A 13,202-nucleotide genomic window follows, 5' to 3' on the forward strand; every position below is an offset into this window, starting at 1 on the left:
CGAGCGGCCGCATTTCCCCGCCCGGTTCAGAGTGCCGTCAGGGCCTCGTGGAAAGCCTTGACGGCGGCTTCTTCGTCGCCATTCCACACCGCCCCTGAAGCGGCGACGAAGTCGGCACCCGCGCGCGCAAGATCCGCACAGTTCGTGGGCGTCACGCCGCCGATGGCGACACAGGGGATCTCGAAGATGGACTGCCACCACTCCAGCAGGTCAAGCCCGGCGACGTGCTTCGTCTCCTTCGTGGTGGTCGGGAAGAATGCACCGAACGCGACGTAATCCGCACCCGCCTCACCGGCCTCCATAGCAAGATGGCGGCTGTCGTGGCAGGTCACGCCGATCTGCGCATCGCGTCCCAACGCTTCCCGCGCTTCCTGCACGGTTCCGTCGCCTTGCCCGATGTGAACCCCGTCCGCGCCGAGCCGTTTGGCAAGGCTGATCGAATCGTTCACGATGAACGCTACGTCCCGATCCGCGCAGATCTTCTGCAGGGGTTCTGCCAGCCGGGCTGCGGCATGCTGGTCCAGATCCTTCACCCGAAACTGGAACGCCGCCACTTCTGCGGCATCGAGCGCGCGTGCAAGACGATCGGGAAAGCCGCCGCCGACGTCCAACGGCGAAATCAGGTAAAGCTGCGTGGGCTCGCGGGGGATCTCGGCTTCGTCTGTCATGGCGTCGGCCCTACCGCTTCGCGGCGGACAGGAAAAGACCTCGTTGGCAGGACAGCATCATGAAGCCCTCACGACGACACGGCTGGATCACGCCTTCGGAATTCCTTCGGGGCGCTCTACTGGCAATGCTGCAGGCCGCACGGTAACACCGGCATTCGAAAACTGTTCAGGGAGCAATGCACATCCTCGGCTCAATGAAAACGACCGGCCTTCTTCTCGCCCCTGCGCTCGCCCTTGCCGGCTGCACGCTTATTCCTCCTGCGGACCCGTCGCGCATCGGAGCCGCACCGGTAGCGCAGCCTGTGCCCGCCTACACGCCCGCTCCTGTCTATACACCGCCGGCCGATTACAACCCTGTCCCACCGCCTGCCGTGCAGGACAGGCTCATATACGCGGCACTCGGCCAGACCGTCGCCGTCGATGGTCCGCGCCTCACCCCGCTGCAGGTGCTGGAGGACAGCCGCTGCCCGATGAACGCACGCTGCGTCTGGGCCGGACAGGTCCGGTTGCGGATCCGCATCGAGACCGGGACCGGCGGCGAACTGGAACTGACGTCCGGCAAGCCGGCGCGGGTGGCTGACGGCACGCTGGAACTGGTCCGGACCAGCCCCGACAAGATGACGGGCAGCGGCAGCGGCGCCATCGATCCGGCCGCCTACCGGTTCGGCTTCCGCTTCGTGGGCGGATACTGAACATAGCAAAGGCGGCACCCGCTCGGATGCCGCCCTCACTGACGAAGGTTCGTGAAGATTAGACGGCAGCTGCCGCTTCGGCCTTCTGCGTCGAACCCTTGTGGATCTCGGCGATGGCTTCGCCCAGAGCTGCGTCGAATTCCGCATCGCTCATCTGCGAGCGCAGGTCCGACAGCAGGGCCCGGCTGAAGCTCGCGATGATCCCCTTGTTCCTCGACAGTTCAACGCACGCTTCCGCACGCGAGTAGCCGCCCGAGAGGGCGACGACGCGCAGCACCTTCGGATGCTCGACCAAGGGATCGAAAGTGCCCGGAACGACCGGCAGCGACAGCTTCAGCATGACCTGCTGCCCCTCGGGCAGCGCGTCGAGGTTCTTCAGGATCTCGGCCAGGAGGATCGTGTCACACTCAGCGCGAGTTTCGCTCTTGATGTTCACTTCCGGCTCGATCATCGGCATCATGCCGTGCGAGAGCACCTGCTTGCCGACCTCGAACTGCTGCTTGACGACGGCAGCGATGCCTTCGGCGTTGGCGGAGTTGATGAGCGAACGCTCCTTCGTGCCGTAGACACCCAGCGCCTTCGAACGGGTGAGCAGTTCGTCCAGCGTCGGCATCGGCTTCATCAGCTGCACGCCGTTCACTTCATCCTCAAGGCCCTTGTCGATCTTGATGAACGGGACCACGCCCTTGGCGATCAGCGCCTGCGGGGTGGGCACGCCGTTGACGGTGCCGTCCATGGTGCGCTCAAACAGGATCGCACCAATGACCTTTTCACCGGTGAACGCGTCCGACGAAATAATGCGGGCGCGCATTTCGTGGATCAGGCCGAACATTTCCTCCTCGTTCGACCAGGCGCCTTCTTCGATCCCGTAGCCCTTGAGCGCCTTGGGCGTAGAACCGCCGCTCTGATCCAGCGCCGCGATAAAACCGTTACCGGCGGCCATTTTGGCGGTCATTTCCGAATACTGCATGGTTTCTCCTCCTGAGGTGTTCGGTAACTTGATCTTAGCCTACGCTGCGCTCCCCTCGTTCGCAACTGAGGCATCCGTTAATTCGGTACGCTGCGCGGGGGCACGTGGCGTGCCCGGGCGTGCAGCAGAATGTTGAGACGACGGCGAAGCGGAATGTCGATGTAGCGTACACACAACCACCCCAGCCCCACGCATGCGGAAAGGTATAGCGCTCCCATGAGCGCAGGGTTCCAGCCGAGATCATCCTTGAACCAGCGAAGCGGCTCCATCAGTCCCCAATGGACCGCGTAGACTGCATAGGACACCTCTCCCAGGAACCACGCGACGGGCACCAGCACCCGCGACGGCTCTCCGCGCGATCCGAGCCAGACCAGCGCGGGAGCCACGAACAGGCTGCAGGCAAGGTCGTACCACGCCTTCGGGATGGCCTGCGGATTCGCCACGAGCATCGTGACTATGGCGAAGAGGCAGAACACGCCGAGCCATCCCGGGTGACGGATGTCCTTGGCGGGCAGTTGGGCGAGCAGAACCCCGGCCGTGAAGGACATGGCCGTACGCACCAGTGAAATGCCAAGCTGGCTCCAGAGCGGACCGATGTTGCCGCCATCATTCGCCAGCACGGCGGGAACGAAGATGCAGGCGGACGCCGCCGCCACCGCCACCTGCCCCTTCCGGGGCAGCCGGAACAGGACAAGGACCAGCGCCAGGCTGGCCACAAGTTCGAAGAACAGGGACCACGCCGGCACGTTCAGAGGGAAAAGGGTGTGCGTGAACGGTGAAGGCAGCATCAGCGCGTTGAAGGGCAGCGAGCTCGCGATCTTCTCATAGCTGAAGATATCGCCCCTGCCCGTCCACCGGTTCGAGACGGCGGATAGCGTGGTGATGACGATCCCCGCCAGGAACAGCGGATAAAGCCGCACGACGCGCTGCTTCATGAATTGCACGCTCGTCAGTCCGGTGCGCCAGCGCGGCAGATACGTGCGGCACAACACAAAGCCCGACAGCGCGAAGAAGAAGTCAACCGCGACATAGCCGTGCGGCGCCTGCGAGATGTTGTAATGAAAAAGCGCCACGCCGAGCGCCGCAATGCCTCGCATGCCGTCAAGGGTAACATACCGGCCCTGCCAGGGCGGCGCTGCTCGGTCACTGGCGTTCATGCGCGGGGCACTTCCGAAGGCTTTCGTGTCATCGTTCGTCCCACACCGGGACGGGCTTCGACTGGCGGCAAATCCCTCTTAGGAGTTTCCGCCGCCAGCGAGCAATTCAGGTCTTCCGCCCGACGGTGGGGCGGGGGCCAGGAGGCAATCAGGCAGACAGCGCCGCGACGCCGGGCAGCTCCTTGCCTTCCATCCATTCGAGGAAGGCACCGCCGGCCGTCGAGATGTAAGTGAAGTCCTGTGCAACCCCGGCATGGTTGAGCGCCGCCACCGTGTCGCCACCGCCGGCAACGGAGATCAGCGAGCCTTCCGCCGTAAGCGCGGCGGCGGTCTTCGCCAACGCGACGGTGGCCGCGTCGAACGGTGCCATCTCGAAAGCGCCGAGCGGCCCGTTCCAAACGAGCGTGCGGCAGGTCTTCAGCACGTCGCCCAGCGTTTCCGCTGCCGCCGGGCCTGCATCGAGGATCATTTCGTCCGCCGCCACTTCATGGACGTTGCAGGTGCGCAGGCTCGGCGGATTGGCCGCAAACTCCTTTGACACAACGACGTCGTACGGCAGGTGCACCGTGCAGCCCGAAGCGTCCGCAGTTGCGAGGATCGCGTTTGCGGTGTCGGTCAGGTCATGCTCGCAAAGCGACTTGCCCACATCCACCCCCTTCGCCGCAAGGAACGTGTTGGCCATGCCGCCGCCAATGATCAGGTGGTCGACCTGGGTAACGAGGTGCTTCAGCACATCCAGCTTCGACGACACCTTGGCGCCGCCAACCACGGCCGCGACCGGCTTCTCGGGCGCACCGAGAGCCTTGTCGAGCGCTTCGAGTTCGGCCTGCATGGAGCGCCCCGCATAGGCGGGCAGGACGTGCGCTAGACCCTCGGTCGTGGCATGGGCGCGGTGCGCGGCCGAGAAGGCGTCGTTGACGTAGAAGTCGGCATTGGCGGCAATGGCCTTCGCCAGTTCCGGATCGTTCTTCTCCTCGCCCTTCCAGAAGCGGGTGTTCTCGAGGATGGCGATGTCACCCGCGCGCAGGATGCCCACGGCCTGCTTCACCACGTCACCCGCAATTTCGGGAACGAACATCACTTCCTTGCCGAGCGTCTTTTCGACCGCTCCGACCACCATCGAAAGCGACTGCGTGGACACGCGCTCCCCCTTGGGGCGGCCGAAGTGCGCCAGCAGCAGGACCTTCGCGCCCTTTTCGCTCAGTTCGAGAATGGTGGGCGCCGCCGCACGGATGCGGGTGTCGTCCGTTACCGCCCCGTCCTGCATGGGCAGGTTGAGGTCAACACGCACGAGCGCCACCTTCCCTGTCACGTCACCAAGGTCATCAAGGGTCTTGAACGCGGTCATCTCTCGATCCTTATCTCGTCGCCCACGGCGATAGCGCCGTCCTCAAGCACCGTACCCAGCACGCCGCCCCGCCAGTCCGGCATGAGCGCGCCTTCGAGGCCCGGCACCACATTCTCCATGCGGCTGCACGGATCGCATTCCATGGTTATTCCGATGCGCAGAGTCGGGCCAATGGCCACCACGTAACCGGCCTGCCGCGGAAAACGCAGCCCTTCGACCAGCAGGTTCGCACGACGCGAATGCCACGAAGGACGCTCTCCGAAGAGATCCGACACGTTCAGCTCATCGAGCGCCGCCTCCCAGCTCTCGATCTCCATGAGGGAGATCTGCCGGCGCGGCGCGCGCCCCGGACGCACCGCGCCGCGAAAGTCCCCCTGGACTCCCGCGGCGGCAGTTACGGTGACGGACCGCATATCCTCCATCGGTGCACGCGAACGTCTGCGCCGCGCGATGCCGATGAGGCGCCCCGTCACCATCGCAGGTTTTACAGCAGGCCGCCCATGACGCCAGCCGTGTCGACCATGCGGTTGGAGAAGCCCCACTCATTGTCGTACCACGAGAGTACGCGCACCAGCTTGCCTTCGAGCACGGCCGTTTCCAGGCTGTCGATGGTGGACGAGTGCGAATCGTGGTTGAAGTCGATCGATACGAGCGGCTCTTCGGTGTAGCCGAGCACGCCCTTGAGTTCGCCTTCCGCAGCCGCCTTGAGCAGTGCGTTGACTTCCTCGGCGGTGGTGTCGCGCGAGGGCACGAAGGTCAGGTCGACGACCGAGACGTTCGGGGTGGGAACGCGGATCGACGAACCGTCGAGCTTGCCCTTGAGGTCGGGAAGAACGAGGCCGACGGCAACGGCGGCACCGGTGCTGGTCGGGATCATGTTCATCGCGGCAGCGCGCGCGCGACGCGGATCGGAGTGGATCTGGTCGAGGATCTTCTGGTCGTTGGTATACGAGTGGATCGTGGTCATCAGACCGCGCTCGATGCCGATCTTCTCGTGCAGGACCTTGGCGAAAGGCGCCAGGCAGTTGGTGGTGCACGAAGCGTTTGACACGACGGTGTGCTCGGCGGTGAGCTGGTCGTGGTTGACGCCGTAGACGACTGTCAGATCGACGTTCTTGGCCGGAGCCGAGATCAGTACGCGCTTGGCGCCGGCTTCGATATGCTTCGAGGCGGAAGCCTTGTCGGTGAAGAAGCCGGTGCACTCCAGCGCGATGTCGATGCCGTTGGCCGCATGCGGCAGGTTCGCCGGATCGCGCTCGGCAGTGACCTTGATGCGCTTGCCGTTGACGATCAGGTCGTCACCATCGACTTCGACGGTGCCGGCGAAGGCGCCGTGCACGCTGTCGCGCTTGAAGAGGAGAGCGTTCGCCTTGGCGCTCGCGAGGTCGTTGATCGAAACCAGTTCGAGGTCATGGTCGGTCCGCTCGAGAATGGCACGGGCAACATTACGCCCGATACGTCCGAAACCGTTGATCGCAACCTTGGTCGCCATGTATATCTCCTCCTACTTAAGCGCTGAGCTGGTCCATGATCTTGGGAACGATGGCATCGACCGTGAAGCCGAAGCGTTCGAAAAGGACCTTGGCCGGGGCCGACGCGCCGAAGCGGTCCAGGCCAATGTTCAGGCCGCCATTGCGGCTGAATGCAGTGAAGCGTTCCCACCCGTGCGTGACCCCCGCCTCGATCGAGACGCGCAGGATCGACGGATCGTTGGGAAGGATTTCGTGCTTGTAAGCGGAGTCCTGCGCCTCGAACAGCTCCATGCACGGCATCGAGACGACATCCGCGCCGATACCCTGCGCTTCAAGGGCGTCGCGCACCTTGACCGCCAGCTCCACTTCGGAGCCCGTGGCGATGAGGATGACCTTGCGATCCCCCTTTGCCCGGCGAAGGGTGTAGGCGCCGCGAGCCGAGAGCATGTCGCCCGAGGTGCGTAGCTGCGGCAGGTTCTGACGCGTGAGCGCCAGGACGGAGGGCGTTTCCGCCGATTCCAGCGCAAGCTGCCAGCACTCGGCGGTCTCGATGACGTCCGCCGGACGGAAGACGTTGAGATTAGGGATGAGGCGCAGCGACATGACCGTTTCCACCGGCTGGTGCGTCGGTCCGTCTTCGCCGAGACCGATCGAATCGTGCGTGAGGACGTAGATCACGCGGGTCTGCTGCAGCGCCGACATGCGGATGGCGTTGCGGGCGTAGTCCGAGAAGATCAGGAACGTGCCGCCGTAAGGAATGACGCCGCCGTGCAGCGCCATGCCGTTCATCGCGGCGGACATGCCGAACTCGCGGATGCCGTAGTAGACGTAGCGGCCCGCGTAGTCTTCCGCCGTGAACGGCGCCTGGCATTTCGCCTTGGTGTTGTTCGAACCGGTGAGGTCAGCCGAGCCACCCACCATGTCCGGCACCAGCGGTGCCAGGACGTTCAACACGTTTTCCGACGCCTTGCGGGTCGCGACGTTGCTTTCGCCCTCAAGCCAACCCGCGAAGGCCTTTGCAGCCTCGTCACCGGAGGGCAACTCGCCGTTCATGCGACGCGTGAATTCCGCTGCCTTGTCCGATGCAGAAAGCCGCGCCTCCCACTCGGCCCGGAGCTTCGCACCCCGTTCGCCCAGCGAGCGCCAGTCGGCCAGCACTTCGGCCGGGATCTCGAACGGAGCCGAGGTCCAGCCAAGGTGACTGCGTGCTGCGGCGATCTCGGCGTCGCCAAGCGGCGCGCCATGGACATCATGGCCGCCCTGCTTGTTGGGCGCGCCCTTGCCGATGACCGTGCGGCACGCCACCAGCGTCGGCTTGTCGGAAGCCGCAGCCTGGCCGAGCGCCCGCTCGATGTCGGCGAAATCGTGGCCATCGCACTCGAACACGTCCCAGCCGGACGCACGGTAGCGCGCGGGGATGTCCTCGGAGGTCGAGAGCGAAGCGTCGCCGTCGATCGTGATCTTGTTGTCGTCCCACAGAACCTTGAGGCGGCCCAGCTTCAGCGTACCGGCAAGACCGACCGCTTCGTGGTTGACGCCTTCCATGAGGCAGCCGTCACCCGCGATCACCCAGGTGTTGTGATCCACCAGATCGTCCCCGAAGGTGGCAGCGAGATGACGCTCGGCCATGGCCATGCCCACGGCCATCGCCACGCCCTGCCCCAGCGGACCGGTCGTGCATTCGACGGCTTCGATCAGGAAATTCTCGGGGTGACCGGCGCAGACAGAGCCCAGCTGGCGGAAGTTGCGGATGTCGTCCAGCGTCGGGCTGGCGTACCCTGAGAGGTGCAGCAGCGAGTAGATGAGCATCGACCCGTGGCCGGCGGAGAGCACGAAGCGGTCCCGGTCCGCCCACTTGGGCTGCGAGGGATCGAACTTCAGGAACTTCGCGAAGAGCACCGTTGCAACATCGGCCATGCCCATGGGCATGCCGGGGTGACCGCTGTTGGCGGCCTGAACCGCATCCATCGACAGCGCCCGAATGGCGTTGGCCATCGGCGCAAGGCGGTCGGAAGCGAGGGTCATTGAAAAACTCCGGGTACGCGGGAATGCAGGGCGATTCGTACTTTGCGAACCCCTTTAGGGAGAGGTCGCCTCCCGTCAAGTTCGGCTCCCCTATTCGCGTGGCTGACGCCCTGAATCGTACCCGTTCGCGCCCGGTCGACCATGCTTTCGAGGTCAGATCGTCGCGCTCGGCGCACTTGTGGCGCGATGCTTGCCCAAAAGGTTGTGAACAACGCGGCTCAACTGCTTGCCTGGCGACCACAATGCAGCCAGCGCTGAACCATGGAAAAGGCCCCTGCCCTGCTGGCGCTCGACCGGATCGACGCCGCCCTGGCGCGGATCGAGGCAGCCGCGTCGAGCAATTTCGGTCGCGACGAAGACCTGCGCCGCCGTCACGACGATCTCAAGCAGAGCGTCGCGCGTTCGCTTGCCGGGCTCGACCAGCTTCTGGAAGGGCGCGGCTGATGGGCAACGTCACGCTTTCCATCGGCTCTCGCGAGTTCACCCTGGCCTGCTCCGACGGCGAGGAAGGCCATATCCGGCGGCTCGGCGAGGTCGTGGACGCCAAGGTTGCTGCTGCCGGCGCTGTCGGACAGACCGAATCGCGCATGCTGCTGTTCGCGGCGCTCATGCTGGCCGACGAACTCCACGAACTGCGCGTTCGCCCCGCTGTCAGCGCCATCCCCGATGAAGTGGGAGAACGCCTGGCCGCGCTTGCCGCGCGTGTTGAAAATCTTGCCGACCTTCTTGAGAGTGACGCGCCGAACGCCTAACTAGGTTTCGACGGGATCTGCCCGGCACGAGCCGTTCGAACATCCCTGAGGCTATAAGCAATCCATTGGGAGCTGTCCCTGCCCGGATCCTGGTCCGATGCACATGGTTCCCACCTGACGTCGAGGCGTCAGAGGATTTCTAGGAAAACGACCCATGGTGGACCCGTCACCCCCCATCGATCCGGCAACCGGCGAGGCGCGCGCCGGTGATGCGGCCGCGGCAAAGGCCGCGCTGCGCCAGCACTTCCGGCAGCTTAGGAGCGAGCATGTGAAGGCGCTGCCGCAGACGCTGCGCGCCCTGATCCTCAATCGCCCGCCCGCGCCGATCGCGACGATGCTGCCCGAGGGGTCGACTGTCGGCCTCTATCATCCGGCAGGGGCCGAGGCGCCCGCGTTGGGCTGGGCGCGGTGGCTGTCTGAGAACGGCCGGCGCATTGCCCTGCCCTTCTTTGCCGCGCGGGATGCTGCGATGGAGTTTCGCACCTGGAGCAATCCGTGGGATGATGAGGCCCTGGAGGTCGGCCCGTGGCGGACGCTCCAGCCTTCCAGCCCCGAAGAGCGTGTCATTCCCGACGCGGTCATCGTCCCGCTCGTGGCCTTCACCGCCGACTGCCACAGGCTCGGACAGGGCGGCGGGCATTATGACCGCTGGCTCGCGGCAAATCCGGACGCCATCGCGATCGGACTTGCATGGGACTGCCAGTTGGCCGAGGAACTGCCTGTCGAAGCACACGACCAGCCTCTGGCAGCCGTGGTCACTCCGACACGGATATACAAAGCACACGATTGAGAGACAGAGAGGGCCCTGCAATGCGCGAAGCACCCACATGGCGAATTCCGTTCGGGGTGCTCCTGCTGGTCCTCGCGCTGGGCATCTATTCGATCGCCGTCGCCACGTTCGTCCCGCCGCTGATCGGCACCTGGCACGCACTGGCGCAGACCCCCGTCTACATCTTCTTTGGCGTGATCTGGCTGCTCCCTCTCAAGCGCTTCCTGATCTGGATGGAAACCGGACGCTGGAGCGCCCCCGCCGCCGCCGAATAGAGGCAGACTTCGAAAAGCCAGACGTGCAGATACGAAAAAGGCCGGGCAAAGCCCGGCCTTTTCATCTCAATCGCTGTGGGACCACTTCAAGAAGAAGTGGCGCGAGTGACGGGGCTCGAACCCGCGACCTCCGGCGTGACAGGCCGGCACTCTAACCAACTGAGCTACACCCGCGCAGCGATATCATGTTTACCGGTTTCCCGGCCCGACTGCCCAAGCAGCCGGTATTTTTCCCAAGTGGCGCGAGTGACGGGGCTCGAACCCGCGACCTCCGGCGTGACAGGCCGGCACTCTAACCAACTGAGCTACACCCGCGTTCTTGCGGTTGCGTCCGCTTGGGAGCGCCGCCACTAGGCCAGCCTCGCAGGGCTGTCAACGGCTTTGCGAAGCGCTTTTCGATTTTTTCTGAAAAAGCAAAATTCGGCCGTCTTTTCAGAGGGTGAACCGGAGTATTCCTCCCCAGGCAAGGCATTCCGGCAGCAGGCCTCTCACACACGAAACCGATGGTCGGGCTCTCTCGTACTCCCAGTTGCGCCGCTTGCCCGCTGACAGCCACTCGACAACCGTGCGATCGGTCTCCACCGGGACCGCCGTCCTGGCCCGGCGATCCATTTCAGGACATCGCGTCTGTGCGAAGGAGCGAAGCCGTCGAGCGTTCGCTGTGCACCCGAATTTGGCCAAGGCGGCGAAGTTCTCCGGAATAGGAATATCGGGCTTTGGAGCACGCGACGGGCGTAGGCCGCCTGAAGGGATCCACGCCCTTGCCGCCCCGCGAGTCTGTCGCGCAGTTCCGCTTCGATGGCAGATCGGACCCGGTTCGCACGTGGCCGAACTGGCCTAAGGCAGCGTGGACAAATTCGGCTCGCCGAATGGCCGGGATGGGTGGGAAGAGGAATGTCTGCATTGCGGTGTCAGATACTTGATATCGGGCGGTAGCGTCGTTTAGCGTATCTAAATGTCCCGAGCCAAAATTTTCATATTGCTCGTTGTTGCCTTAATCTTTGTGGGAGTAGCCGTTGTCGCAACTTCAGACCTCGTAGAGGAGCACGAGCAAAAATGCAGAGAGAACGTCAAAATCATCGTGCACGATGAACTTCTCTGGCAGCAGTTTCGGTCCGAAGCTCAGACTGCTTATCGGAATGAGGCGGCGCAAGTACCTCCTATGACGGGCCGGACTTACTACGTTGGAGTAGGCGAATTTACGGTTTCATTTGGAAAAGGTCGGACATATTTCCGGCCTTCCGCTAAGAATCAAATATTGCGCGACGACCTTTTCATTATGAAAGGTGACAAGACAGTCGCCCAATTTGTGGATTTCATATATTCGTATGGAGGTTCACTGGGCGGCCCTACCGGGTTCAACTGCCTGCACCATTATCAAGGAATGAATTTATCCCAACATAATTTGCCGAGCACTAGGTGACGTCCACTCTCGGGTAGCCAAAATGTCTAGATGAGCGTCCGCCTTGGGGCGTTTCCAGACCGTCCGAATTTGTCCACGCGCCCTAGGGCCTCGCCCTGCTGATCTTCGCCGTGGATGACGAACGTGCAGTGCGCCGTGAACGGGGCCACGTCCGCCACATTTCTGCCGGCGACGGTGAAGTGCGGCATACCCACTTCACAGTCTCCTCTGCATCGGGCAGCGCGGCGTGAGCGATGCCGCCCAGGTGTCCGAGAATCGGACGGGCGAAATCCGCCGCGGCGACGATGTATTCGTCCACACGCGGATCCCGCCCGATCTCAAGTCGTAACTTATCCTGCAAGAATGAGCGCGGGAGCCTCTATAAGCGTCTTCAGGTCCTGTGCGAAGCTGGCTGCGTCCCAGCCATCGACGACCCGATGGTCGCAGCTGATCGAGATGTTCATGAGCTTGCGCTTCTCGATCCGCTCGACGCCGTCCGCGCCCTTGACGAACATAGGCCGCTCCACGATCCGGTTAGGGCCGATGATCGCGACCTCCGGCCGGTTGATGACGGGCGTGGTCGCCACGCCGCCCATGGGGCCTAGTGAGGTGACGGTGATCGTCGAGCCGGACAGTTCGGACGACTTGGCCGAACCATCGCGCGCCGCATTGGCAAGACGGGCGATCTCGGTCGCCAGCTGCCACAGGTTGCGGTCCTGTGCGTCGCGGATCACCGGAACCATGAGCCCGGCGGGCGTCTGCGCCGCCATGCCGAGATGCACCGCACCGTGGCGCGTCACCACGCCGACCTGATCGTCGTAGTGCGCGTTCAGCATCGGATACCGCGGAAGCAGCCTGCAGATGGCGGTGATCAGGAACGGCAGCATCGTCAGCTTCGGCCGCTCGCCACGCCCGGCGTTCAGCTGGGCACGCGTTTCCTCCAGCGCCGTCACGTCGAATTCCTCGACATAGGTGAAGTGCGGGATGTTGCGCTTCGACGCAGCCATGTTCTCCGCGATGCGGCGGCGAAGACCGATGACGCGGACCTGCTCGTCCTTGCCGCGGCTGGCTGCAGCACGGAAGCCTCCCCCGGTGTTGTAAGAGAGGAACGCGTCCAGATCGCCATGACGCACGCGGCCATCCTCGGCCGACCGCACTTCGGCGAGGTCGATTCCGAGATCCTGCGCGCGCTTGCGTACGGCGGGGCTGGCCTGCACCTTGGCGGCACTGCTCCTGCCCTCCGCCGTCTCCGTAGTCTCCCTGGCGGCGACAGGTTCGGGCGCAAGGTCGGCGGGCGGCTTGGCGGCAGAGTCCGGTGCCGCAGCGGCAGCGCGGTCCACATCGCCGGCATCCGACGTCTCGGCCTCGATCCGCTCCGCAACCGCTTCCGCCTTGGGCGCAGGCGCCTTGCCCTCCTCGTTGCCGCTGCCTTCCACCTCGATGACGACGAGAGGCGAGCCGATTGCAATGACATCACCCGCCATGCCAGCGACTTCGACGACGGTGCCCGACACGGGGCTTTCCATTTCGACCGTGGCCTTGTCGGTCATCATGTCCGCAAGGCGGCCGTCTTCCTCGACCGTGTCGCCGACTTTCACGTGCCAGGCGACAATCTCGGCCTCGGCAATGCCCTCACCGATGTCGGGGAGCCTGAAGATATAGCGTCCCATGC

13 protein-coding genes and 2 tRNA genes are annotated in these 13,202 nt (G+C 64.1%); 5 read left to right on the forward strand and 10 right to left on the reverse strand.

Translation table 11 applies throughout. The features are described 5' to 3' along the window. Positions 1–26: 26 nt before the first annotated feature. Positions 27–668 (reverse strand): thiamine phosphate synthase, encoded by a 642-nt coding sequence (gene thiE, locus QOL62_RS12640; protein ID WP_103730526.1) that lies wholly within the window; start codon positions 666–668, stop codon positions 27–29. 194 nt (positions 669–862) lie between these two features. On the opposite strand from thiE, the gene QOL62_RS12645 reads away from it, so the two are divergent. After that, a complete protein-coding gene (locus QOL62_RS12645) occupies positions 863–1,360 on the forward strand; it encodes a hypothetical protein (protein WP_283406527.1) in 498 nt (165 codons plus the stop codon). A gap of 58 nt (positions 1,361–1,418) precedes the next feature. Here the strand turns inward: QOL62_RS12645 and QOL62_RS12650 are convergent, their stop codons facing one another. From QOL62_RS12650 to tkt, 6 genes are all read right to left on the reverse strand, one after another. Continuing rightward, positions 1,419–2,330, reverse strand: a complete 912-nt coding sequence (locus QOL62_RS12650; RefSeq protein WP_283406528.1) for a fructose bisphosphate aldolase — start codon at positions 2,328–2,330, stop codon at positions 1,419–1,421. Positions 2,331–2,407: 77 nt separating this feature from the next. Further along, positions 2,408–3,487 carry an acyltransferase family protein gene (locus QOL62_RS12655; protein WP_283406529.1) on the reverse strand — a complete coding sequence of 360 codons (1,080 nt, stop codon included), beginning with the start codon at positions 3,485–3,487 and terminating at the stop codon, positions 2,408–2,410. Positions 3,488–3,635: 148 nt separating this feature from the next. After that, positions 3,636–4,835, reverse strand: coding sequence for a phosphoglycerate kinase (locus tag QOL62_RS12660; RefSeq protein ID WP_103730523.1), 1,200 nt, complete (start codon positions 4,833–4,835; stop codon positions 3,636–3,638). After that, a complete protein-coding gene (locus QOL62_RS12665) occupies positions 4,832–5,257 on the reverse strand; it encodes an MOSC domain-containing protein (RefSeq protein WP_283406574.1) in 426 nt (141 codons plus the stop codon). The genes QOL62_RS12660 and QOL62_RS12665 overlap by 4 nt, the downstream gene beginning before the upstream one ends. Before the next feature lie 62 nt (positions 5,258–5,319). Beyond that, on the reverse strand, positions 5,320–6,327 hold the full coding sequence (gene gap, locus QOL62_RS12670; protein WP_103730522.1) for a type I glyceraldehyde-3-phosphate dehydrogenase: 1,008 nt from the start codon (positions 6,325–6,327) through the stop codon (positions 5,320–5,322). Positions 6,328–6,343: 16 nt separating this feature from the next. Further along, positions 6,344–8,332, reverse strand: coding sequence for a transketolase (gene tkt, locus QOL62_RS12675; protein WP_283406530.1), 1,989 nt, complete (start codon positions 8,330–8,332; stop codon positions 6,344–6,346). A gap of 261 nt (positions 8,333–8,593) precedes the next feature. On the opposite strand from tkt, the gene QOL62_RS12680 reads away from it, so the two are divergent. From QOL62_RS12680 to QOL62_RS12695, 4 genes are all read left to right on the forward strand, one after another. After that, positions 8,594–8,776, forward strand: a complete 183-nt coding sequence (locus QOL62_RS12680) for a hypothetical protein (RefSeq protein WP_103730520.1) — start codon at positions 8,594–8,596, stop codon at positions 8,774–8,776. After that, complete coding sequence (locus QOL62_RS12685; RefSeq protein ID WP_103730519.1) at positions 8,776–9,084, forward strand: cell division protein ZapA; 309 nt, start codon at positions 8,776–8,778, stop codon at positions 9,082–9,084. Before QOL62_RS12680 ends, QOL62_RS12685 begins: the two co-directional genes overlap by 1 nt. 154 nt (positions 9,085–9,238) lie before the next feature. Then, entirely contained in the window at positions 9,239–9,874 is a 636-nt protein-coding gene (locus tag QOL62_RS12690; protein WP_283406531.1) for a 5-formyltetrahydrofolate cyclo-ligase, read from the forward strand. Positions 9,875–9,894: 20 nt separating this feature from the next. After that, a complete protein-coding gene (locus QOL62_RS12695) occupies positions 9,895–10,128 on the forward strand; it encodes a DUF2842 domain-containing protein (protein ID WP_283406532.1) in 234 nt (77 codons plus the stop codon). A gap of 97 nt (positions 10,129–10,225) precedes the next feature. Here the strand turns inward: QOL62_RS12695 and QOL62_RS12700 are convergent. From QOL62_RS12700 to QOL62_RS12710, 3 genes are all read right to left on the reverse strand, one after another. Further along, a tRNA-Asp gene (locus tag QOL62_RS12700) sits at positions 10,226–10,302 on the reverse strand. 64 nt (positions 10,303–10,366) lie between these two features. Continuing rightward, positions 10,367–10,443, reverse strand: a tRNA-Asp gene (locus QOL62_RS12705). Between the two features lie 1,437 nt (positions 10,444–11,880). Further along, positions 11,881–13,200, reverse strand: coding sequence for a dihydrolipoamide acetyltransferase family protein (locus QOL62_RS12710; RefSeq protein WP_283406533.1), 1,320 nt, complete (start codon positions 13,198–13,200; stop codon positions 11,881–11,883). Positions 13,201–13,202: the final 2 nt, after the last annotated feature.

This window comes from Novosphingobium panipatense (genome assembly GCF_900182875.1).
Taxonomy (GTDB): Bacteria; Pseudomonadota; Alphaproteobacteria; order Sphingomonadales; family Sphingomonadaceae; genus Novosphingobium; species Novosphingobium panipatense.

Coding starts and splice junctions, on each gene's coding strand:
- thiE (WP_103730526.1), bottom strand. CDS start 668: ATGACAGACGAAGCCGAGATCCCCCGCGAGCCCACGCAGCTTTACCTG.
- QOL62_RS12645 (WP_283406527.1), top strand. CDS start 863: ATGAAAACGACCGGCCTTCTTCTCGCCCCTGCGCTCGCCCTTGCCGGC.
- QOL62_RS12650 (WP_283406528.1), bottom strand. CDS start 2,330: ATGCAGTATTCGGAAATGACCGCCAAAATGGCCGCCGGTAACGGTTTT.
- QOL62_RS12655 (WP_283406529.1), bottom strand. CDS start 3,487: ATGAACGCCAGTGACCGAGCAGCGCCGCCCTGGCAGGGCCGGTATGTT.
- QOL62_RS12660 (WP_103730523.1), bottom strand. CDS start 4,835: ATGACCGCGTTCAAGACCCTTGATGACCTTGGTGACGTGACAGGGAAG.
- QOL62_RS12665 (WP_283406574.1), bottom strand. CDS start 5,257: ATGGAGGATATGCGGTCCGTCACCGTAACTGCCGCCGCGGGAGTCCAG.
- gap (WP_103730522.1), bottom strand. CDS start 6,327: ATGGCGACCAAGGTTGCGATCAACGGTTTCGGACGTATCGGGCGTAAT.
- tkt (WP_283406530.1), bottom strand. CDS start 8,332: ATGACCCTCGCTTCCGACCGCCTTGCGCCGATGGCCAACGCCATTCGG.
- QOL62_RS12680 (WP_103730520.1), top strand. CDS start 8,594: ATGGAAAAGGCCCCTGCCCTGCTGGCGCTCGACCGGATCGACGCCGCC.
- QOL62_RS12685 (WP_103730519.1), top strand. CDS start 8,776: ATGGGCAACGTCACGCTTTCCATCGGCTCTCGCGAGTTCACCCTGGCC.
- QOL62_RS12690 (WP_283406531.1), top strand. CDS start 9,239: ATGGTGGACCCGTCACCCCCCATCGATCCGGCAACCGGCGAGGCGCGC.
- QOL62_RS12695 (WP_283406532.1), top strand. CDS start 9,895: ATGCGCGAAGCACCCACATGGCGAATTCCGTTCGGGGTGCTCCTGCTG.
- QOL62_RS12710 (WP_283406533.1), bottom strand. CDS start 13,200: ATGGGACGCTATATCTTCAGGCTCCCCGACATCGGTGAGGGCATTGCC.